The following is a 22,919-nucleotide window of genomic DNA, read 5'->3' on the forward strand; positions in this document are numbered from 1 at the left end:
AGCGCGTCCACGGCGAAGCCCGGCACGACGCGGCGCTCGTCAGGCGTCGCGACGTAGGCACCCTCCTTGCCGAGCTTCAGCGCCACCACGGCCGGGCCGCAGTCGAGCAGCGCATCGACGATCGCGTCGCGTTGCTCGTGGCCGGTCAGCAGCGTCACGTCGTCCCAGCTCGGCAGGCAGATGTCGGTGCGGCGCAGCGCTTCCATCATGACCGCGCGGGCACGCGCCAGCGGCCAGAGCTTGAGCCGCAGGTTGGTGTCGAAGCTCACGCGCACGCCGTTCGCGCGCGCATGGTCGATTGCCGCGAATGCGGAGTCGCAGGCGCTCGCACCGATCGCGACGCTGATGCCGGACAGATGGATGACCTGCGCCGCCGCGATCGCGTCGAGCGGCAGATCGCCCGGCGCGTAGCGGCTCGCGGCCGAGCCCGCGCGCAGATAGTCGAATGCGTGACCGTGCTCGCCGTGCGAAACGAAATACACGCCGGTAGGCGCGGCCGCGTCGATGCGCACCGACGCCGTATCCACCTGCTCGCGCCGCCACAGGTCGAGCAGCAGCCGGCCGAAATGATCCTGGCCGACCGCCGACACGAAGCCGGTATGCGCGCCCTGGCGGGCCGCCGCGATGCAGAAATTGGAGGTGTCGCCGCCGAAGCCCTGCAGATAGTGCGGCGAGCCGGGCTGCGACTGGTTGAATTCGACCATCGCCTCGCCGAACGCGAGGATGGCGGGCGATGGTGCGGACAACGCCTGCGTCATGCCGCGCCGACCTCGCCCCACAGGTCGTGGCCGTCCGCGCCGGTGATCTTCACCGACACGAAATCGCCGACCTTGTAGCGCTTGCCGCCCTGCACCGGGTCGACGTACACCACGCCGTCAATTTCCGGCGCGTCGGCGGACGTGCGGCCGATGCCGCCGTCGGCGTTCACTTCGTCGATCAGCACCTTGAGCGTCTGGCCGACCTTGCGCTCAATGCGCGCCGCCGACACTTCCTCGGCCACTTCCATGAAGCGCGCGCGGCGCTCCTCACGCACCTCGTCGGGCAGCGCGCCGCCGAGTTCGTTGGCCGTCGCGCCTTCCACCGGCGAGTAGGCGAAGCAACCGACGCGATCGAGTTCCGCCTCGCGGATGAAATCGAGCAGCGTTTCGAACTGCGCTTCCGTCTCGCCCGGGAAGCCGGCGATGAACGTGCTGCGGATCGTCAGGTCCGGGCAGATCTCGCGCCACTTGCGCACGCGGTCGAGCACCTTTTCGGCGTTCGCCGGGCGACGCATGCGCTTGAGCACTTCGGGATCGGCGTGCTGGAACGGCACGTCGAGATACGGCAGCACATGGCCGCGATACGCGCCCTCGGCCATCAGCGGGATGATTTCGTCGACGTGCGGGTACGGGTACACGTAATGCAGGCGCACCCAGGCGCCGTATTGCGCGGCCAGCTCGCCGAGCGCCGCGACCAGCTCGGTCATGCGCGTCTTGAGCGGGCGGCCGTTCCAGAAGCCCGTGCGGTACTTGACGTCCACGCCGTAGGCGCTGGTGTCCTGCGAGATCACCAGCAGTTCCTTGACGCCCGACTTGAACAGGTTTTCCGCTTCGAGCATGACCTCGGCGACGGGGCGCGACACCAGGTCGCCGCGCATCGACGGGATGATGCAGAACGTGCAGCGGTGGTTGCAGCCTTCGGAAATCTTCAGATAGGCGTAGTGGCGCGGCGTGAGCTTGATGCCGGCGGCCGGCACGAGGTCGACGAACGGATCGTGCGGCTTCGGCAGGTGGTTGTGCACCGCCTGCATGACTTCGCCGAGCGCGTGCGGGCCGGTCACGGCCAGCACCTTCGGGTGGACTTCCTCGATCAGGCCGGCGCCGCTCGCGCTCTTTTTCGCGCCGAGGCAGCCGGTGACGATCACCTTGCCGTTCTCGGTCAGCGCTTCGCCGATCGCGTCGAGGCTTTCCTGCACGGCATCGTCGATGAAGCCGCAGGTGTTGACGACCACGAGGTCCGCGCCGTCATAGGTGCCGGAAATCTCGTAGCCTTCGGCGCGGAGCTGGGTGAGGATTTGCTCGGAATCAACCAGCGCTTTCGGGCATCCGAGGCTGACGAATCCGACTTTCGGGGTATGGGACATCTGGAATAGGTATGGGGTGTGACGCAAAGGCGAGAGTTTACAGTGATTTAGGCCCCGGCGATTCAAAATCGGTAGCGGTGCCGGCGCCATTGGCTCACGCCGGGGGACCCGCCCGAAAACCCGCCCGGGCGCCGCGCGGTGGAACTTGCGCCAGCACGCGACCGGGTTCGAGCAAACCGCCGGCCGCTTCCTCCTCACCGTACCCACCCTGTTATTTCTGCCTGAGACTGCAACGATTCGTTACAGCATCTCGAACAAGCGCGATCGCTGTGCCAGACGCCCCGTGCCGCAGCGCAACAGACGTACCTGCCACCACCCACCGTGGCTCACAGCCAGTTCTTACAGGGCCACACAATTATTCATACCAATTAAATCATCCAAAATTTTCGCGGAAAATTTCAGGGTCTGATGCACGCAACGCGTTGTATCTTTTTGTTACAAATTACGACTCAAGTTTCGGAAAGTGCACGGGATACTGCTTTAAACGGCCTCCCTCGCTCGGGGCCTGTCCTTAACCGAATCAATAAACCGAACGAGGCGAGAACCGATGAAAGTCGCTATTCTCGGCGGTCCGGCCAATCAAGCCAGGCAACTTGAACTCTGGTTGCGCAATGGCGGGCACCAACCCGAATGCTTCAAGACAGGCAACGCGTTCTTCAACGCGCTGCGGCGCACCGATTTCGAATTGCTGATGGTGGATGTCGCGCTGCCCGACATCGGCGGCGTGGACCTGATCGCCTGGGTGCGCCAGCATTTCGAATGGCATATGCCGGTGATCGCGATGATGGCGCGCGAAGCGTGGCATCAGGCGGCCGAGGCGCTGAAGGCCGGCGCGGACGACTATCTGGTGCGCCCCGCACGCGAAGCCGAGGTGCAGTCGCGCATCGTCACCGTTGCGCTGCGTCACGCGGCCGAGCCCGAGGAACTGGTGGATTTCGGTGCCTACGCGATCGACGTGAAGGCGTCGAAGGTCCGCCTGCATGGCGAGGCCGTGAACCTCACACGCAAGGAATTCGAGCTCGCCACCTATTTCTTTCGTCATCCCGATCAACTGATCTCGCACGAGACGCTGCTGAACCGGATCTGGAAGCTGCAAAACGATATCGATACGCGTACCGTCGCCACCCACGTCAGCCGAATCCGCAAGAAGCTGCAGCTTGATGGCACGCACGGCTGCGAGATCACGTCGCTGTATGGCTATGGCTATCGCTGCCTGATCAATCTGCCGGAACCGGTGGCGGGCGACATGACCGATGAGCCGGACGACCAGGCCACGGCGCACCGGCCCGATCGCTCGCAGGACAGCCCGCTGCCAAGTAGCGCGATAGCCGGCCCGGCCCTCACCCTCGCGCCATTCCGTCCCGCCGCCGCACAAGATACGGGGCGGGTGGCCCTCGCGGCACCCGCCCCGAACTCGGCGATGAGCGTGGCCTACGGCCCGCCCACGACGCGCTCCGACAGCCACCCGGCCGATGATCATCGCGATCTGGCAAACCTGCTGCAGCAGCGCCAGGATGCCGAGGAGCAATTGCGCAAACTGCGCGACGCGTACTGCGAGGTCACACTCGAACTGCGTGCATTGAAACGCCAGGGTGGACGGCGTCTGCACGAAGTCGAAACCAACTCGGATTACCGCGAAGACGCCGCCTGAGCGCAAACGGCCCGCCCCCCAAAAGCAAACGGCCCGCACAAAGGCGGGCCGCCTGGTCACGCGGGCCGTCACCTGACGGCGCATCGCGCAGTTACTTGTTCTCGGAACCGTCGGTCGGCGTCGGCTGCTTGAACGGAAACGTGCTGAACATCGATTTCGCCTGAGTCTGCATCTGTTCCTGCATCTGCACGAACATGTTCTTCGACTGCTCGATGTAGCTGGTCATCATGCCCTGCATCATCGGCGCCTGCATGTTCATGAATTGCGACCAGACTTCGGGATTCATCGCATTGGAATCGTAGAGACCCTTCGACTGATCCGACAGCTTGTTCTGGATATCGATGAACGCCTGGATGTTCTTTTCCAGGTACGTGCCCATCATGCCCTGCATCGCATGCCCGTAGAAACGGATGATCTGCGAGAGCATCGACGACGAGAACATCGGCACGCCGCCGCTTTCCTCTTCGAGAATGATCTGCAGCAGGATGCTGCGCGTGAGATCTTCGCTGCTCTTCGCATCGACGACCTTGAAATCCTCCTGCTCGAGCACGAGCTGCTTCACGTCGGCAAGCGTGATGTACGTGCTCGTTTCGGTGTCGTACAGCCGACGATTCGGGTACTTCTTGATGAGTCGTTCGGCAGTCTTCTTTGTAGTAGTCATGGAACACCTGTGAGCGCCGAAACGGCGCGATGACAACGTTCCGGCACCGCAACGCGCGGCTGCCCGGAACGCACTCGGAATCTCCGTCGAACCCGTGCACGCGGCCGGCCCGGCCGCGCGCGCGGCGTTCAGCCCATGTGCAGGCCGCCGTTCAGCGAGAAATCGGCGCCCGTCGCAAAGCCGGATTCTTCCGACGCGAGCCACGCGACGATCGAGGCGATTTCGTCGGGCGAACCGAGACGGCGCACCGGAATCGTGGCGACAATCTTCTCGAGCACGTCCGGGCGGATCGCCTTGACCATGTCGGTGCCGATATAGCCCGGCGAGATCGTGTTGACTGTCACGCCCTTGGTGGCCACTTCCTGCGCCAGCGACATCGAGAAGCCGTGAATGCCGGCCTTGGCCGTCGAATAGTTGGTCTGGCCGAACTGGCCCTTCTGACCGTTCACCGACGAAATATTGATGACGCGGCCCCAGCCACGTTCGACCATGCCGTCGATGACCTGCTTCGTCACGTTGAACAGGCTCGTCAGGTTCGTGTCGATCACGGCCTGCCAATCGTCCAGCGTCATCTTGCGGAACACGACGTCGCGCGTGATGCCGGCGTTGTTGACCAGCACGTCGACTTCGCCGACTTCAGCCTTGACCTTGTCGAACGCCTGCTTGGTCGACTCCCAATCGCCGACATTGCCCTCGGAGGCGACGAAATCGAAACCGAGCGCCTTCTGCTCCTCGATCCACTTCGCACGACGCGGCGAGTTCGGGCCGCAACCCGCCACCACCCGGAAGCCCACCTTGTGCAGGCGCTGGCAGATGCCGGTTCCGATGCCGCCCATGCCGCCGGTCACGTAAGCAATACGCTGAGTCATGCTGAACACTCCATTTATCGTTGTCGCAGCGCCGGAAAGCGCCGCCTTGTTCGTCTGCCGCTAACTGCGGAGCGCGCGCTCCCGACGCGCTCCGCCCAGCATTACGGACGCTCGACCGCCAGCGCCACGCCCATCCCGCCACCGATGCACAGCGAGGCCAGGCCGCGCTTGGCATCGCGCTTCTGCATTTCGTGCAGCAGCGTGACGAGAATCCGGCAGCCCGACGCGCCGATCGGGTGACCGATCGCGATCGCGCCACCGTTCACATTGATCTTCGAGGTGTCCCAGCCCATCTGCTGATGGACGGCGAGCGCCTGTGCCGCGAACGCTTCGTTGATTTCCATCAGGTCGAGATCGCCGACCGACCAGCCCGCGCGCTCCAGGCAGCGACGCGACGCCGGCACCGGGCCCATGCCCATCACCTTCGGATCGACACCGGCACTCGCGTAGGCCTTGATCCGCGCGATCGGCGTGAGGCCGAGCGCTTCGGCCTTCTTGGCCGACATCACGAGCACGCCGGCCGCGCCATCGTTGAGGCCCGATGCGTTGGCGGCCGTGACCGTGCCTTCCTTCGAGAATGCGGGCTTGAGGCCCGACAGCGAATCGGCCGTCACGCCGTGGCGCACGAATTCGTCGGTGGTGAAGCGGATCGGATCGCCCTTGCGCTGCGGGATTTCGACCGGCACGATTTCATCGTCGAAGCGGCCGGACTTTTGCGCGGCTTCCGCCTTGTTCTGCGACAGCGCCGCGAATTCGTCCTGCGCTTCGCGCGAGATGCCGTATTCCTTGGCGACGTTCTCGGCCGTGATGCCCATGTGGTACTGGTTGTAGACGTCCCACAGGCCGTCCACGATCATGCTGTCGACGAGCTTGGCATCGCCCATCCGGAAGCCGTCGCGCGAGCCCGGCAGCACGTGCGGCGCGGCGCTCATGTTTTCCTGGCCACCGGCGATGATGATGTCGGCGTCGCCCGAGATGACGGCATTGGCCGCCAGCATCACGGCCTTCAGGCCCGAACCGCACACCTTGTTGATGGTCAGCCCCGGCACCGCGGTCGGCAGGCCGGCCTTGATCAGCGATTGACGCGCCGGGTTCTGACCCGAGCCGGCCGTCAGCACCTGGCCCAGAATCACTTCGCTGATCTGGTCCGCCGCGAGGCCGCTGCGTTCCAGCAGCGCGCGAATCACCGTGGCGCCGAGTTCCGGCGCAGCCAGCTTGGCCAGCGAACCACCAAATTTGCCGACCGCGGTGCGCGCGGCCGATACGATCACTACATCAGTCATGTCCACATCCTCCAGGCCCGCACCGCGGCCCGCTCAGTTGAAAAATGCCGAAAGACAGACGGCGAGCGTGCGCCGCCTGCCACGATCCGTCAATGTTCCTGCGTCAATTGCGCACCATCACGTAGCGGCCCGGCGCGGGCTCGATCACCGGAAACTGCGCCGAGCCGAGCGTGGCGCGCGGCTTGGTCTTGCGGCCGCCGTACTGATCGAGCCAATCGATCCATTCGGGCCACCAACTGCCCGGATGCTCGGTGGCCGCCTCGAACCAGTCCTGCGCGTGTTCGGGCAGCTCCTTCGCGTCGGGCGAATCGAACGTCCAGTAGCTGCGTTTGTTCTTGGCCGGCGGATTGATCACGCCGGCGATATGGCCCGACGCGCCGAGCACGAAGCGCAGCGGCCCCGTCAGCAGCGAGGTGGACGCATAGGCCGTTTGCCACGGCACGATGTGATCCTCGCGCGAGCCGTAGATGAAGGTGGGCACGTCGATGCGCGTCAGGTCGACCTCCTCGCCGCACACCGTCAGCGAACCGGGCTCGCGCAGGCGGTTCTCGAGATACGTATGGCGCAGATACCACGCGTACATCGGGCCGGGCAGGCTCGTCGAATCGCTGTTCCAGTACAGCAGGTCGAACGGCGCCGGCGTGCGGCCCTTCAGGTAGTTGTCGACCACGTAGTTCCACACCAGATCGTTCGGTCGCAAAAACGAGAACGTGTTCGCGAACTCCACGCCGTGCATCAGGCCCGGCGTCGCGCCGTTCTTGCCGCCGATGGTCTGCTCGCGCATCTGCACGTGCGCCTCGTCGACGAACAGATCGAGAATGCCGGTATCGGTGAAGTCGAGCATCGCGGTCAACAGCGTCATCGACGCGACCGGGTGTTCACCGCGCGCGGCCAGCACGGCCAGCGCGGTGGCCAGCATCGTGCCGCCGACGCAGAAGCCGAGCGCGTTGATCTGCTCGCGCCCGCTGATCTGCCCGGCCGCCTCGATCGCGGCGAGCACGCCGTCGTTCGTGTAGTCGTCCCAGGTCTTGCCGGCGATCGACGCATCGGCGTTGCGCCACGACACCAGGAACACCTGGTGGCCGCTCGCAAGCGCATGCGCGACCAGCGAATTCTCGGGCTGCAGATCGAGGATGTAGAACTTGTTGATGCAGGGCGGGACGATCAGCAGCGGCCGCTCATACACAGTCGGCGTAACAGGCCGGTACTGAATCAGTTGCATCAGTTCGTTCTCGAACACCACGGCGCCTTCGGTGCTCGCGAGGTTCTTGCCGACTACGAACTGCGATTCGTCGGTCTGGGAAATCTTGCCGCGCTGCAGATCGCCGAGCAGGTTCATGATGCCCTGCCGCAGGCTCTCGCCCTTGGTGTCGAGCAGGTTCTTCTGCGCTTCCGGATTCAGCGCGAGAAAGTTGCTCGGAGCAGTGGCGGCGGTCCATTGCTGCACCGCAAAGCGGATTCGCTCGCGCGTTTTCGGGTCGGCCTCGACCGCCTCGGCCAGCGATTGCAGATATCGCGCGTTCAACAGATACCAGGCCGCCGTGAACGCGTGCGCGGGCGACGCTTTCCACGCCTCGGCGCTGAAACGGCGGTCCTTCAGTTCGGGCGATGCAAGCTGGGCCGAACCGGCCTGACGGAACAGCTCGGCGCTGTCGCGGGCGTAATCGGCCTGCAACTGCTGGAGCTTGGCGGGCGGCACCGAGGCCATCGGCAAGGCCACGCCGGGGAGCGCCGCGCCGCCGGCAGGCGGCCAACCGGCAGCCCATTCGGGCGGCTTCGGCATCGCGAACGGAAAGGAAAACGGGGTGGAAGACGGGCCGGTTGCAGCGGACTGGGCTGCCTGGCCTGCGGCCACACGCAGCGGTTCCGCGAAGCGGCCCCATGCGTCGAGCCACGTCTGGAACATCTGCTGCATCGGCTGGGACGCATCGGCCGTCTGGCGTCCCGGGGAGGAGTCCGCTTGTGAGGAAGTCGACGAATTTTTCGGTGCTGTCATACCTGCGTTACCGGTGATTCCTGGCGGTGCATCTGGACATGCTGCGTCAACAACCTGCGTACGGCGAAAACTGCGCGCCGTCACGCGTTAGAGGCTGGCTTCCAGATTCTGCCGCAGTGCAGTAGATTTATCATTATCGTTTTCCCCATGTGAAACCGCGGGAGAAAACGCACGTGGCCGCGACGTGGCGGCAATCCATCGCAATCGCCGCCGGAAGCCCGGCCGCAAGCGCAACAGACATTTGCTTGGAGCCGGATCAGCCTATCCGGGTTCCGTGACGGCAAGCATGTCACGCGGCGCAGCAATCCGGCATCGCATTTATGACGGGGCGCGGTAAAAAACCCTCGTCGGCATCGAAGCGCGCGCCCGGTATCCCTGCACACGATACGCCACCCCGCACCACACCGCCTTCAGCCGTCGATCCAGATCATCGCGCTCATGCGGCCCGTCACGCGATCGCGCCGGTACGAATAGAAACGCTCGCGCTCGGTCAGCGTGCAGGCGCCGCCGCCCAGCGGTTGCGCCATGCCGAGGCGCGCCGCGCGCAAGCGCGCCAACGCGTAGAGATCGGCGTGGTACTTGCCCGGCGCGCCATCGATGGCGACGAAGGCGCGCGCAGTGGCGTCGCGCTCGTCGGGCGTGGCCGCCTCGGCGAACGCCGCGTGAACATCCTCGCCCACCTCGAACGCGGCCGGCCCGATCGCCGGGCCGAGATAGGCATGCAGCCGGCTCGCCTCGACGCCGGCCAGTTCCGCCACCTGCGCCGCGGTCTTTTCGATGATGCCGCCCACCAGCCCGCGCCAGCCCGCGTGCGCGGCGCCCACCGCGCGCCCGGCCTCGTCGCAGAACAGCACCGGCATGCAGTCGGCCACCATCACCACGCAGACCGCCCCCGGCACATCGGTGACGCTCGCGTCGGCGCGCACCGGTGGCGCATCGAGTCCGCCCGCCAGCACCGCATCGGCCCGCACCACCGTGGTGGCGTGCACCTGCTCGAGCCACGCCGCGCGCGGCCGGCCGGTCAACGCCAGCAGCCGTGCGCGATTGGCCGCAACGGCTTGCGGATCGTCCCCGGCACGAAAGCCGAGATTGAGGCCGCCCGGCGCATCGCCCTCGGCCGCCGACCAGCGGCCGTAGGGCGCGACGCTCACGCCGCCGTTACGCGTGGAGACCAGCGCACGCACGCGCGGCGAGACGCGCCAACCCGGTTGCAGGCAGTCGTCCCAGCTCAGTTCCGGCAGCATCGTGGTGGGCATTCGCATCAGTCCTCGTCGGGATCGTCGTAGACATAGAAGATCTCGCCGTCGTAATCGTCGTCTTCGTCATCGTCGTCGAAATCGGCTTCCTCGGCGCCGAAACCGAGCGCGGCCATCAGCTCGACGATGTCCGCCGGCGGCGCGCAGCGCCACTGCATGTTGCGGCCCGTGGCCGGGTGGACCAGGCCGAGCCGCCAGGCATGCAGCGCCTGCCGCGCGAAGCCGCCCGGCAGCGCCGCAACCGAACGCTTGCCGCGCGCGTGACCGTAGACGGGATCGCCGAGCAGCGGATGGCCGGTCGCCGCGCAATGCACGCGGATCTGGTGCGTGCGGCCGGTTTCGAGATCGCAATGGATCGACGAGATGGGCTGGTTCTGCCACAGCACGGTTTCGGTGGTGCGAAAGTGCGTGCGCGCCGGCTTGCCCGATGCGCTCGTGACGACCGCCATGCGCGTGCGCTCGCGCGGATCGCGCCCGATCGGCGCATCGATCGTGCCGCTCTCGCGCATGCGCCCCCACACCAGCGCGAAGTAGCGCCGCTTGACGGTGCGGGCCTGAAGCTGGCGCACGAGATCCGTTTGCGCGGCCAGCGTGCGCGCCACCACCATCAGGCCCGAGGTTTCCTTGTCGAGACGATGCACGATGCCGGCGCGCGGCAGCCCCGCCGCGGACGGGCCGTAGCGATGCAGCAGGCCGTTGAGCAGCGTGCCGCTCCAGTTGCCGGCCGCCGGATGCACGACCAGGCCGGCGGGCTTGTCGATCACGACCAGCGTGTCATCTTCGTAGATGATCGACAGCGGCACGGGTTCCGCTGCGAACGCGAGTTGCTCGGGCAGCAGATCGGGCACCAGCTCGATCGACGCGCCGAGCGGCACCGGCTGGCGTACCTTGGCCGGCGCGCCGTCGACGCGCACGCGTCCGGCCTCGATCCAGCTTTGCAGGCGGTTACGGGAAAAATCCGGAAACAATTGCGCGAGCACCTTGTCGAGGCGGTCGCCGGCAAGCGAGTCGGGAACCGAGACGATACGTGGCGCTTCGTCGGCGGATGCGGGGGACGCTGGCGCGACAAGCCCCTCGCCCGACAGGTCGTCGTCGAGCGAATCGCTCCCCGATACGTCGGACGGAGTAGCGCTTGGGCTATAATCGTCGCTATTTGCCGTGCCCGGCTGGGCACGGAACGAACTTGAACGGGTCATTTAGACTGGGTCACCGAGACTGAAAGCTTAGGACATGCGAGCCACATTCACCATGATGATTTCGACCAAACGCGTGGCAAAACCTGTGGCCGCGTGGGTTGCGCTGGCTGCGGCCGCCGCCCTGATCGCGGGCTGCCACGGCTTGCCGCAGAAGACCGACGAAACGGCGACCTGGTCGAACAACAAATTATACTCAGAGGCCGAGGATTCGCTGAACGGCCGCGATTGGGGCAAGTGCGCGAAGTACTTCGAGGCGCTGCAAGGCCGCGATCCGTTCGGCCATTTCGCACAACAGGCGCAGATCAACGTCGCCTACTGCAACTGGAAGGATAACGAAGCCGCCGCCGCCGACCAGGCCGTCAACCGCTTCATCCAGCTTCACCCGGATCACCCGGACATCGCCTACGCGTATTACCTGAAGGGGATGATCCACTTCAACGACGACCTGGGCCTGTTCGGCCGCTTCTCGGGTCAGGACATGAGCGAGCGCGATCCGCAGGCGCTGCGCGAATCGTACGATGCGTTCAAGATCGTCGTCGACCGCTACCCGAAGAGCAAGTATGCGCCCGACGCCGCCGCACGCATGCGCTACATCGTCAACGCGCTGGCCTCGCACGAAGTGCACGCCGCCGATTACTACTACCGCCGCGGCGCCTACGTGGCCTCCATCAACCGCGCGCAGCTCGCGATCACGCAATACAAGAACGCGCCGGCGATCGAAGACGCGCTGCACATCATGATGCTGTCGTACACGAAGCTGAACCAGCCGCAGCTCGCCGACGACACCAAGCGCGTGCTCGCCAGCACGTTCCCGGACAGCCCGTACATCACGGGTCATGCACGCCCGGGCACGGCCAAGCGCGCATGGTGGCAGTTCTGAGCCTGCCCTCGGGCAACGATAAAAAACCCGGCCTCGGCCGGGTTTTTTATTGGCGGCGCGCCGCGCTCTGCGCGTGACGAGCGGCGTCATACCGTTCAGGGCCGAATGCCGCGCCCGCCTTCCTCAAAGAACTCGCGCACGACGTCGATCTCGCGCGTGCGCTTGAACGGCGGCAGGCTTTGCCAAATCCGGCGCCCGTAGGGTTTGTCGACGAGCCGCGTGTCGCAGATCATCAGCACGCCGCGATCGGTTTCGGCACGAATCAAACGCCCCGCGCCCTGCTTCAGCGTGATCACCGCCTGCGGCAACTGATGCACGGCGAACGGACTCAAGCCCTTTTTCGTGAGCGCATCGAGCCGGGCGGCCAGCACCGGATCGTCCGGCGGCGCGAACGGCAGCTTGTCGATCACGACCAGCGACAGCGCATCGCCGCGCACGTCCACGCCTTCCCAGAAGCTCTGACTGCCGACCAGGATCGCATTGCCATAGGCGCGGAAACGGTCGAGCAACTCGGTGCGGCTCGCATCGCCCTGCACGAGCAGCGGCAGGTTCCAGCCGCGCGCCTCGATCGTCTCGCGGAGCTTGGTGGCGATCCGGTCCACCGCGCGCAGCGTGGTGCACAGCATGAACACGCCGCCGCCCGCCGCCTCGATGGCCGGCAGCGCCGCATCGAACACGGCGTCGGTAAACAGCGGCGACGACGGCTGCGGCATATCGCGCGGTACGTACAGCAGCCCCTGCTGCGGGTAGTCGAACGGGCTCGGCAGCGTCATCGAGCGGCGCGAGCTGAGGCCCATCTGCGCCGCGTAGTGCGCGAAATCGCCGCGCACCGACAAGGTTGCCGACGTGAAGATCCATGCGCGCGGCACGCCGGCACGCTGCTTGGCGAAGATCGGCGCGACCGACAGCGGCGTTTCGTGCAACTGCACCGTCTGCGAAAACACCTCGACCCAGCGCACCTTCTCGCCCGGATCGTCCTTCAGTTTCGCTTCGGCCGGCTCGCCGTCGTCCGCCTTGGCGGATTTGTCCTTGCCGGCGGATTGCGCGGCCACGGCCGCGGCCGCATCGGGCGCCACCCAGCCCGCCAGAATGCCTTGCAGCTCGCGAGCGCGGCGCAGGCAAGCGCCGATCGATTCGGCCCGCTCGGACTGGCTGGCCAACGCCGACGCGAGCGCGTCGAGCGCGGCATCGACATCGTCGAGCGCCGCGAACAGCGCATGATCGTCGCCAAGTTGCGCCAGCGACATGCGCACGATACCGGTGTCGGCGAACGCGAGCCGCACATCGCGCGCGGCACGCTCCAGCGCGGCGCCGAGCTTGACCCACTCCACCGCGTCGCGCGCATGCGCGAGGCCCTCGACCACGCTGTCGCGCGCGAGTTCGAGGATCTGCGTGGTCGACAAGGTTTCGCCGAAGAACAGCGTGGCCGTTTCGGGCAACTGGTGCGCTTCGTCGAAGATGATCGTGTTCGCGCTGGGCAGCAGTTCGGCCATGCCGGTGTCGCGCAGCATGATGTCGGCGAAGAACAGATGGTGATTGACCACCACCACGTCGGCCTGCTGCGCCTCGCGGCGCGCCTGCATCACGAAGCATTCCTTGTACTGCGGGCAATCCTGGCCGAGGCAGTTGTCGCGCGTCGAGGTGACCATCGACCAGACCGGCGCCGTTTCGGGCACGCTCGCGAGTTCGGCCTTGTCGCCGCTGCGCGTGATCTTGGCGAAACGGATGATTTCCTGCAGATAAGCCGTGTCCTGCCGCGTCGGCATCCGGCCACTGTCTGCGGTGCGCTGCAGGTAATAGTGGCAGAGGTAGTTCGAGCGGCCCTTCAGCATGGCCACCGTGACGGGCACCGCCAGCGTGTCGCGCACGGTCGGGATGTCGCGGGCGAACAGCTGATCCTGCAAGTGCTTGGTGCCGGTCGAGACGATCACCTTGCCGCCCCAGAGCATGGCCGGCACGAGATAGGCGTAGGTCTTGCCGGTGCCGGTGCCGGCCTCGACGATCAGGGTGTTGTCGGCGCTGTCATCGGCCGCGGGGGCGCTGTCGCCGCGCGCATCGTCGGCCGCGGCGCCCTCGCCTTGCAGCTTGCGGGCCGGGCGCTTGCGCGCATCGAAGATTTCCGGCTCGGGCAGCTTGCGGGCCGAGGCTTCCATGGCAGCGGCCACGGCGCGGGCCATGTCGATTTGCGACGCACGCGGGCGATACCCGTCGAGCGCGCGCGCGAGCAGGCCGCCTTCGCCGAAGATGGCGTCGAGTTCGCCGACGCGTTTGCGGCTCGGCATCGCGAGCGGTTGAGCGGCAGACGCGCGCGGCGCCGGCGCGGACGAATCGTCGCGTCGCGCGTCGGCAGATGCTTCTAACGGTGAATTCACGGCAAGCGGTTCCTCAGTTCCGGTACCCGATGCGGCGCCGGCGCTTGCCAGGCCGCAATCAGGCTTGCTGATCCGGTTCGAGCTGCGATTGCAGCATGATGATTTTGTCCTTGGCCAACAGCTTTTCCTTCTTCAGCCGGTGCAGTGCCAGGTCGTCGATGTCGGATCGGTTTTCTTTCAACTCGATCTCGCGGGACAGTTGGGTGTGTTGCTCCTGCAACGACATCAGTCGGTTACGCAACTCCTGCTTCGGCTCCGTTTGACGGGTTTGCATGCTCGCCTCCTTGAAAAGAACCGACGCATCGCAAGGGCCTGACCGTACCGCTCGCGATATGCCGGATTGGCTGTCCGAACGAATTACCCACCCCCGAATTCGGCGCGACGACCTGTGACGCGCCTTATTGCTGTTGCTGCTGTTGTTGCTTTTCCTGGGCCTTCTGCGCGGCCTGACGTTGCCGCTCTTCGACATCGGCCTTGTGCTGCGCGGCCTCGCGTTGCTTGTCGTCGTAGCGCTCGGCGTTCTGCGTGCGCTGCTGCGCATCCTGCGCCGCCTGGGCATGGGCCTGATCGAGCTTGCGCTGGAAATCGGCCTGCTTCTGGTCATACGCCTTTTGGCTCGCCGCGTGCTGCGGCGCTTCGGCATCGCGCTGCGCACGCTGGAGCGCGTTTTGCTGCTGCTTGTCCTGGTACGACGCTGCATTCGCCTGTTCGTTCGCGGCGCGCTGCGGCGCGTCGGCCTGCTGCTGCGCGGCCTTCAGCGCCTGCTGATCGTCGCGGCGCTGCGCGCGTGCGGCACGCTGCTCGTCGTCGAGGGCAAGCTGCTGCTGGCTGACGCTCGACCGTTCGACTCGCATCTCGTCACGCGCTTTGATCAGACAATTATTCACGAAGAATCGACTGTAGCAGTCGTGCTGGGCCACCCCATAACGATAATTGTTTTCCGCCGTGCGTTGATTGAGCACTTTTTGGCGGGCATCGAAATCGGGATTCTGTGCGGCGGCAGCGGCATCGCCCGTGGCGGACGCATTGGCCTGCGCGGCCGGCTCCGCTTGCGCGGAAGCAACGGACGGCACGGACGAAATGGCACCGAGCGCGAGGGCCAGCGCGGCAAAAGTGAGTCGGGAGATTGGCAACGTCGTAGGAAAGCTGCGGGACATGGCGCAAATTCTAACACCGCAGGAAACCCCTCGCGGCGGCCCCCAAACGCATTTATGGCAAAATGCCCCGCTCCATTCACCCGCCCGGCCCGGTTCGCCGGCCACGGGCGCTCCAGCAGGCCGTAGACGCTCTCAAATCCCATGACGGAAACCGTAGCACTCAAGATCGTTCAGCGCATCGCCACCGAACTCTCGGTGCAACCGCGGCAGGTCGCGGCCGCCGTGCAACTCCTCGACGAAGGCTCCACCGTTCCGTTCATCTCGCGCTACCGCAAGGAAGTGACGGGCAATCTGGACGACACGCAACTGCGCCAGCTCGAAGAGCGCCTGCTGTACTTGCGCGAACTCGAAGACCGCCGCGCGACGATCCTCGCCAGCATCGACGAACAGGGCAAGCTCGGCGACGAACTGCGCGCCGCCATCGAGGCCGCCGACAGCAAGCAGGTCCTGGAAGACCTGTACCTGCCCTACAAGCCGAAGCGCCGCACCCGCGCGCAGATCGCCCGCGAAGCCGGCCTCGAGCCGCTCGCACTGGCCCTGCTCGCCGATCCGTCGCTCGATCCGCAAGCCGAAGCCGCCGCCTACGTCGACGCCGAAAAGGGCGTTGCCGACATCAAGGCCGCGCTCGACGGCGCGCGCGACATTTTGTCCGAGCGATTCGGCGAAACGGCCGAGCTGCTCGGCAAGCTGCGCGACTACCTGCACAACCAGGGCGTGGTGTCGTCGGCTGTCGTGGAAGGCAAGGAAAGCGAGGAAGGCGAGAAATTCCGCGATTACTACGACTACTCGGAAACGATCAAGACCGTGCCGTCGCACCGCGCGCTGGCGCTGTTCCGGGGCCGCAACGCCGGCGTGCTGACCGTCAAGCTCGGCCTCGGCGAGGAACTCGACGCGCAGGTGCCGCACCCGGGCGAGGCGATGATCGCGCGCCATTTCGGCATCGCGAACCAGAACCGCCCGGCCGACAAATGGCTGTCCGACGCGTGCCGCTGGTGCTGGCGCGTCAAGGTGCAGCCGCACATCGAATCCGAACTGCTGACGCAGTTGCGCGAGGATGCCGAAGGCGAAGCGATCCGCGTGTTCGCGCGCAATCTGAAGGACCTGCTGCTGGCCGCGCCGGCCGGCCCGAAAGCCGTGATCGGCCTCGATCCGGGCCTGCGCACCGGCGTCAAGGTGGCCGTGGTCGATCGCACCGGCAAGCTGCTGGCGACCGACACGATCTACCCGCACGAACCGCGCCGCGACTGGGACGGCTCGCTGGCCCGCCTCGCGCGCATCGCCGCGCACACGCAGGCCGAATTGATCAGCATCGGCAACGGCACGGCCTCGCGCGAAACCGACAAGCTCGCCAGCGAGCTGATCGCCAAGCACCCCGAACTGAAGCTGCAGAAGATCGTCGTGTCGGAAGCCGGCGCGTCGGTGTACTCGGCATCCGAAACGGCCGCCAAGGAATTCCCCGAACTCGACGTGACGCTGCGCGGCGCCGTGTCGATCGCGCGCCGCCTGCAGGACCCGCTCGCCGAGCTCGTCAAGATCGAGCCGAAGGCGATCGGCGTCGGCCAATATCAGCACGACGTGAACCAGCGCGAGCTGGCGCGCTCGCTTGACGCGGTGGTCGAGGATTGCGTGAACGCGGTCGGGGTGGATGCCAACACGGCGTCGGCTGCCCTGCTGTCGCGCGTGTCGGGCCTGAACGCCACGCTGGCGCGCAATATCGTCGATTTCCGCGACGCGAACGGCCCGTTCCCGTCGCGCGAGCATCTGCGCCGCGTGCCGCGCCTCGGCGACAAGACGTTCGAGCAGGCCGCGGGCTTCCTGCGCATCAACGGCGGCGAGAACCCGCTTGACCGTTCGTCGGTGCACCCGGAAGCCTATCCGGTGGTTGAACGCATGCTCGCCAGGATCAGCAAGCGCATCGACGACGTGCTCGGCAATCGCGAGGCGCTGTCGGGGCTCGCGCCCACCGAGTTCGTCGACGATCGTTTCGGTCTGCCGACGGTGCGCGACATCCTCTCCGAACTCGAAAAACCGGGCCGCGACCCGCGCCCCGAATTCAAGACGGCCACGTTCCGCGACGGCGTGGAAAAGGTATCGGACCTGATGCCGGGCATGACGCTCGAAGGCGTGGTGACCAACGTGGCCGCGTTCGGCGCATTCGTCGATATCGGCGTTCACCAGGATGGCCTGGTGCACGTCTCGGCCATGTCCACCAAGTTCATCAAGGACCCGCATGAAGTCGTCAAGGCGGGCCAGGTGGTCAAGGTCAAGGTGCTCGACGTCGACGTGAAGCGTCAGCGGATTGCACTGACGATGCGCCTCAATGACGAGCCGGGCGTCGCCAGCAGCGGCAGCCGCGGCGGCGCATCGAGCGGCGATCGCAACGGGCCGCGCGGCGGCGGCGCAGGCGGCCGCCCGCAGCGTTCGCGTGACGCGGAGCCGGCCGGCGCGATGGCGACGGCGTTCGCGAAGCTCAAGCGCTGACGAGGCAACGAGGCCGGCGGGCAGAAACTAGCCGCCCGCGCCTCGTTCCGCAAGCTCGAAGGCCCGAAAGCCCGCATCGAACGATGCGGGCTTTTTCATATCCGCCGTGGTCCCAAAGAAAAAGCCGCGCGATGCGCGGCTTGTTTCGTCCGATAAAGGCGCTCCGCCTTCCCGGTCAGATCTCGATCTTGGTGCCCAACTCCACCACCCGGTTGGCCGGGATCGCGAAGAAGTCGGTCGGCTTCGCGGCGTTCTGGTGCATCCAGGCAAACACGCGCTCGCGCCACAGCGACATGCCGGGCAGATGGGTCGGCACCACGGTTTCGCGCGCGAGGAAGAACGAGGTATCCATCAGCTCGAACGACATGTCGTGCTTGCGGCCGATATCCTCGAGCACGGCCTTCACGTCGGGGGTTTCGTTGAAACCATACTCGGCCTTGACGATATACAGGCCGCCGCCCGCTTCCTGCACCGTCATGCGCTCGTCGCCGCGCACATACGGGATGTCGCGCGTCACGAACGTCAGGAACAGCGTGCGCTCGTGCAGCACCTTGTTGTGCTTGAGGTTGTGCAGCAGGCTGACCGGCACGAGCCGGTCGTTGCCGGTCAGGTAGATCGCGGTGCCCGACACGCGATGCGGCGGATGCGCCAGCAGGCCCTGCAGGAACGGCGTGAGCGGGATACCGTCGGCGGCCGTACGCTCCTTGACGATATGGCGGCCCTTGAACCACGTCGTCAGCAGGAAGAACAGCAGCCCGCCGATACAGAGCGGCAGCCAGCCGCCCTGCGCGACCTTCAGCAGATTCGCGCCGAAGAAGCCCAGATCGATGATCAGGAACACACCGATGATCGCCCCGACGAGGAAGCGGTTCCACTTCCACACATTGATCATGACGACGCAGGCCAGCACCGTGGTGATCACCATCGTCGCCGTCACGGCGATACCGTAGGCCGCGGCCAGATTATCGGACGACTTGAAGCCGATCACGATGAAGATGATCACGCACAGCAGCAGCCAGTTCACCACCGGCACGTAGATCTGTCCGATCGCCAGATCGGACGTGTGCAGCACCTTCATGCGCGGCACGTAGCCGAGCTGGATGGCCTGGCTGGTCAGCGAATAGGCGCCCGAGATCACGGCCTGCGAGGCGATCACGGTGGCGACCGTCGACAGCACCACGAGCGGCAGCAGCGCCCAATCGGGGGCCAGCAGGAAGAACGGATTTTCGATCGCCTTCGGGTTCTGCATCAGCAGCGCACCCTGGCCGAAGTAGTTGAGCACCAGCGAAGGCATCACGAGCGCGTAGCCGGCAAGCCGGATCGGCTTCACGCCGAAGTGGCCCATGTCGGCATAGAGCGCCTCGGCACCGGTCAGCACCAGCACCACCGACCCCAGCACGACGTAGGCCTGCAGCACGTGGTCGGCCATGAACGAGAACGCGTAATACGGGTTGATGGCCGCGATCACCATCGGCACGCGTGCGATGTGATAAACGCCGAGCACCGCCAGCGTCACGAACCAGAGCACCATGATCGGGCCGAACAGCTTGCCGACCGTGGCCGTGCCGTGCCGCTGGATCCAGAACAGCGCGATCAGGATCACGACCGTGATCGGCAGCACCAGGTGAGTGAGTTGGGGGGTGGCGATTTCGAGGCCTTCGACGGCCGACATCACCGAGATGGCCGGCGTGATCACCGCATCGCCGTAGAACATGCAGGCGCCGAAGATGCCGAGCGCCATCAGCACCTTGGTCAGATGCCGGCGCGATTCGACCGAGCGCAGCGCCAGCGCCATCAACGCGAACGCGCCGCCCTCGCCGTTGTTGTCGGCGCGCATCACGAACATCAGGTACTTGATGCCGACCACCAGCATGATCGCCCAGAACAGCAGCGAGATGACGCCGAGGATGGAGGCCTGCGTGAGCGGAATGCCGTGAGCCGGACTGAACGCCTCGCGCAACGAGTAAAGCGGGCTGGTGCCGATATCGCCGAACACCACACCGATCGCCGCGACGGAGAGAGCCTGCAGGGAGGTTTTTTGGGTGTTCGAATGGGTCGTGTCGGTCATGGAAGCGTAACGTTCCGTTCTGGGGTCGGAAAAACGAGCGCTATTCTAGACTGCTCGCGTCGCCATGCCATCACGTAGTGTTGCCGTGAAGCGACGAGGGCGAGCCAGTGTAGCATGCGGCCCCGATTAAACAGGTAGCAGACGGGACGCAGCCCGAAATGCAATCGGCGCCCGCAGGCGCCGATTGCGAATGCCTTGCGAAGATCTCGCAGGCCTTATTGCTGGGGCGTGCCGTCGTCGCGCAATGCGCGGCCACGCTTGGTCCACGCCACGAGGTTATGCGGGCGCAATGTGTCCCACTCCTCGAACGGCTGGTGAATCCACGGGTTCGTCTCCAGATGCTGGACGAAGTAATCGGGCTTCACCTTCGAACACGCCTTGTACCAAAGCACGGCGGAGCGCACGGCCGTGACCGACGGATAACGCTCCTTCAGATGCTGCTGCACGCGCGCCAACGTGACGCCCGAATCGACCAGATCGTCGACCAGCAGCACGTTGCCGGACAGATTGCCGCGCGTCATCGTGATGTACTGCGCGATGTCGAGATCGCCCTGCTGCGTGCCGGCGGCCTCGCGATACGAACTCGTCGCGAGGATCGCGAGCGGCAGATCGTAGATGCGCGACAGTTGATCGCCGACGCGCAGGCCACCGCGAGCGAGACACAAAATCTGGTCGAACTTCCAGCCCGATTCGTGCACCGCGAGCGCCAGCAGTTCGACGAGACGGTGATACTCGTCCCAGCCGACCCACAGGTTCCTGTCGTCATTGCGCGGATCGGACATCTCGATCGGCGCGCCGTGATGATTCTTTGCTTGCGTCATCGTGCGACCAGGCCTCAGACCTTGAACGGATGACGCAGCAGGATCGTTTCGTCGCGGTCCGGGCCGGTCGACACCATGTCGATCGGCACGCCGGCCACTTCCTGCACGCGCGTCAGGTACGCACGTGCGGTAGCGGGCAGCGCGTCCCACGTATTGATACCGACCGTGCTTTCCTTCCAGCCCGGGAAGGTTTCGTACACCGGCTCGCAACGGGCGACATCGGCGGCGCCACGCGGCAGCAGGTCGATATCCTTGCCGTCGATCTTGTAGCCCACACAGAGGTGCACTTCATCGAAGCCGTCGAGCACGTCGAGCTTCGTCATGCAAAGGCCCGACACGCCGTTGATCTGGATCGAGCGGCGCAGCGCGGCGGCGTCGAGCCAGCCGGTGCGGCGCGGGCGACCCGTGACCGAACCGAATTCCTTGCCGACGTTGGCGAGCGTCACGCCGATCTGGCTCTGGCGAGCGGGGTTATCCGCGTCGTACAGTTCGCTCGGGAACGGGCCGGCGCCAACGCGCGTGCAATAGGCCTTGGTGATGCCGAGGATGTAGTTGAGCTTTTGCGGGCCGACGCCCGCGCCTGCCGCGGCCGCACCGGCCACGCAGTTGCTCGAGGTGACGAACGGATAGGTGCCGTGATCGATGTCGAGCAGCGTGCCTTGCGCACCTTCGAACAGCAGGTTCTGGCCTTCGTGGTTGGCGTCGTACAGACGACGCGACACGTCCGTGACCATCGGCTTCAGCCGATCGGCATAGCCGAGCATCGTGTCGAGCGTGGCCTGGAAATCGACGGCTGCGCCACCCAGGTACTGGGTCAGCACGAAGTTGTGGAAATCGAGGTTTTCGCGCAGGCGATCGGCGAAGGTCTTGGCGTCGAACAGATCCTGCACGCGCAGCGCGCGGCGGCCGACCTTGTCTTCGTACGCCGGGCCGATGCCACGGCCGGTGGTGCCGATCTTGTCGGCGCCGCGGCGTGCTTCGCGCGCCTGGTCGATCGCGACGTGGTACGGGAGGATCAGCGTGGCGGCTTCGGAGATGAACAGGCGCGACTGGACGTCGAGGCCCGCTTCTTCCAGCTCACCGATTTCCTTGAACAGCGCTTCGGGCGACAGCACGACGCCGTTGCCGATGTAGCAGGCGACGCCTGCGCGCATGATGCCGGAGGGGATGAGACGCAAGATGGTTTTCTTGCCGCCGATGATCAGGGTGTGGCCGGCATTGTGACCGCCCTGGAAACGCACGACGCCGTGAGCGTGGTCCGTCAGCCAGTCGACGATCTTGCCCTTGCCTTCATCACCCCACTGGGTTCCCACGACGACGACATTGCGCCCGGGAGTCACATTCACTGCGCTGGCAGACATGTTGATTCGTTAGCTGGTTAAAAACGTATTCTACCTAGGTTCGGCGCGGGTTCCGAATTTTTCCGTTTCGCGTCAACGGCATGGGCTCCGAAACAGCCGCGCCGCCGATATTTCAGCGGGGTTCGACGACCCACGCGCCGCCGCGCTCGACCAGTGTCCGGTCGCACGCGAACTCGTCGAGCACGTGATCGTGCCCCGGCAGTGCCTGGATCACGACCTCGCCCGCGTCGCGCAGCGCACCGACCGCCACGCGCAGCGCATCGTCCTGACGCCACGGCGCGAGGATCGCCGTGCCGCGCGCCTCGATCGGCGAAATCCGCGCGATTTCGCGCAGATCGAGCGAGAAGCCGGTAGCCGGACGCGCACGACCGTAAGCCTGGCCCACGTGGTCGTAACGGCCGCCGCGCGCGACCGCGTTCGGCACGCCGTCGACATAGGCCGAGAACATCGCACCGCTGTGGTACGCATAGCCGCGCAGGTCGGCCAGGTCGATCGCGACCTCGGCGCCCTGCACCTGCGCCGCGAGCTGCGCCAGATCGTCGAGCGCGCGCGTGATTTCGGGCAGCGCCGGCAACTGGCGGCGCGCTTCGTCGATCACCGACGCGTCGCCATACAGATGCGGCAGCAAGCGCAGCGCGGCACGCGTATCCGCCCCCAGATCCTCGGTCAGCTCATTGATCAGCGGCACGTCCTTGCCGGCCAGCGCGCCATACAACAGCTCGCCGCGCGACGCCGCCACGGCGTC

General features: G+C 65.8%; 18 protein-coding genes. 3 read left to right on the forward strand and 15 right to left on the reverse strand.

Going from position 1 to position 22,919, the window contains the following annotated elements:
• The coding region (locus ACYP33_RS17860; protein WP_459623190.1) for a sugar kinase at window positions 1-704 on the reverse strand (704 nt) is incomplete at its 3' end.
• 50 nt (window positions 705-754) lie between these two features.
• Entirely contained in the window at window positions 755-2,122 is a 1,368-nt protein-coding gene (rimO, locus tag ACYP33_RS17865; RefSeq protein WP_414445404.1) for a 30S ribosomal protein S12 methylthiotransferase RimO, read from the reverse strand.
• A 547-nt stretch (window positions 2,123-2,669) separates the two neighbouring features.
• Here rimO and ACYP33_RS17870 point away from each other — a divergent pair.
• Window positions 2,670-3,773, forward strand: a complete 1,104-nt coding sequence (locus ACYP33_RS17870; RefSeq protein WP_459623065.1) for a response regulator transcription factor — start codon at window positions 2,670-2,672, stop codon at window positions 3,771-3,773.
• A 91-nt stretch (window positions 3,774-3,864) separates the two neighbouring features.
• Here ACYP33_RS17870 and phaR read toward each other — a convergent pair whose 3' ends face one another.
• The 6 genes from phaR to ACYP33_RS17900 all read right to left on the reverse strand — a co-directional run bounded on the left by phaR (window position 3,865) and on the right by ACYP33_RS17900 (window position 11,034).
• Window positions 3,865-4,434: a polyhydroxyalkanoate synthesis repressor PhaR gene (phaR, locus tag ACYP33_RS17875; protein ID WP_414445406.1), complete on the reverse strand. Its 570-nt coding sequence runs from the start codon at window positions 4,432-4,434 to the stop codon at window positions 3,865-3,867.
• A 128-nt stretch (window positions 4,435-4,562) separates the two neighbouring features.
• A complete protein-coding gene (locus ACYP33_RS17880; RefSeq protein ID WP_414451808.1) occupies window positions 4,563-5,303 on the reverse strand; it encodes a 3-ketoacyl-ACP reductase in 741 nt (246 codons plus the stop codon).
• Between the two features lie 101 nt (window positions 5,304-5,404).
• Window positions 5,405-6,586, reverse strand: a complete 1,182-nt coding sequence (locus ACYP33_RS17885) for an acetyl-CoA C-acetyltransferase (protein ID WP_459623068.1) — start codon at window positions 6,584-6,586, stop codon at window positions 5,405-5,407.
• Window positions 6,587-6,689: 103 nt separating this feature from the next.
• Window positions 6,690-8,582, reverse strand: a complete 1,893-nt coding sequence (phaC, locus tag ACYP33_RS17890; RefSeq protein ID WP_459623070.1) for a class I poly(R)-hydroxyalkanoic acid synthase — start codon at window positions 8,580-8,582, stop codon at window positions 6,690-6,692.
• Between the two features lie 410 nt (window positions 8,583-8,992).
• The gene (pgeF, locus tag ACYP33_RS17895; RefSeq protein WP_459623072.1) at window positions 8,993-9,838 is read right to left on the reverse strand and encodes a peptidoglycan editing factor PgeF; all 846 of its coding nucleotides are present in this window, start codon (window positions 9,836-9,838) and stop codon (window positions 8,993-8,995) included.
• A 5-nt stretch (window positions 9,839-9,843) separates the two neighbouring features.
• On the reverse strand, window positions 9,844-11,034 hold the full coding sequence (locus ACYP33_RS17900) for an RluA family pseudouridine synthase (protein ID WP_414445411.1): 1,191 nt from the start codon (window positions 11,032-11,034) through the stop codon (window positions 9,844-9,846).
• 52 nt (window positions 11,035-11,086) lie between these two features.
• Between ACYP33_RS17900 and ACYP33_RS17905 the strand changes: the two genes are divergently transcribed.
• Window positions 11,087-11,914 (forward strand): outer membrane protein assembly factor BamD, encoded by an 828-nt coding sequence (locus ACYP33_RS17905; RefSeq protein ID WP_414445412.1) that lies wholly within the window; start codon window positions 11,087-11,089, stop codon window positions 11,912-11,914.
• A 95-nt stretch (window positions 11,915-12,009) separates the two neighbouring features.
• Here ACYP33_RS17905 and ACYP33_RS17910 read toward each other — a convergent pair whose 3' ends face one another.
• The 3 genes from ACYP33_RS17910 to ACYP33_RS17920 form a co-directional block, all read right to left on the reverse strand.
• Complete coding sequence (locus ACYP33_RS17910) at window positions 12,010-14,286, reverse strand: ATP-dependent DNA helicase (RefSeq protein WP_459623074.1); 2,277 nt, start codon at window positions 14,284-14,286, stop codon at window positions 12,010-12,012.
• A gap of 58 nt (window positions 14,287-14,344) precedes the next feature.
• Window positions 14,345-14,560: a DUF465 domain-containing protein gene (locus ACYP33_RS17915; protein WP_414451803.1), complete on the reverse strand. Its 216-nt coding sequence runs from the start codon at window positions 14,558-14,560 to the stop codon at window positions 14,345-14,347.
• Window positions 14,561-14,684: 124 nt separating this feature from the next.
• Window positions 14,685-15,443, reverse strand: coding sequence for a colicin transporter (locus ACYP33_RS17920; RefSeq protein WP_459623076.1), 759 nt, complete (start codon window positions 15,441-15,443; stop codon window positions 14,685-14,687).
• A 141-nt stretch (window positions 15,444-15,584) separates the two neighbouring features.
• Between ACYP33_RS17920 and ACYP33_RS17925 the strand changes: the two genes are divergently transcribed.
• Window positions 15,585-17,924 (forward strand): Tex family protein, encoded by a 2,340-nt coding sequence (locus tag ACYP33_RS17925; protein WP_459623078.1) that lies wholly within the window; start codon window positions 15,585-15,587, stop codon window positions 17,922-17,924.
• Between the two features lie 175 nt (window positions 17,925-18,099).
• Here the strand turns inward: ACYP33_RS17925 and ACYP33_RS17930 are convergent, their stop codons facing one another.
• The 4 genes from ACYP33_RS17930 to ACYP33_RS17945 all read right to left on the reverse strand — a co-directional run.
• The gene (locus tag ACYP33_RS17930; protein WP_414451800.1) at window positions 18,100-19,992 is read right to left on the reverse strand and encodes a potassium transporter Kup; all 1,893 of its coding nucleotides are present in this window, start codon (window positions 19,990-19,992) and stop codon (window positions 18,100-18,102) included.
• A gap of 215 nt (window positions 19,993-20,207) precedes the next feature.
• The gene (locus tag ACYP33_RS17935) at window positions 20,208-20,813 is read right to left on the reverse strand and encodes a phosphoribosyltransferase (protein ID WP_414445418.1); all 606 of its coding nucleotides are present in this window, start codon (window positions 20,811-20,813) and stop codon (window positions 20,208-20,210) included.
• 14 nt (window positions 20,814-20,827) lie between these two features.
• Complete coding sequence (locus ACYP33_RS17940; protein ID WP_414445419.1) at window positions 20,828-22,174, reverse strand: adenylosuccinate synthase; 1,347 nt, start codon at window positions 22,172-22,174, stop codon at window positions 20,828-20,830.
• Window positions 22,175-22,286: 112 nt separating this feature from the next.
• On the reverse strand, window positions 22,287-22,919 hold a 633-nt coding region (locus ACYP33_RS17945; RefSeq protein WP_459623081.1), incomplete at its 5' end, for an ATP phosphoribosyltransferase regulatory subunit.

This window comes from Burkholderia sp. 3C, assembly GCF_054589155.1.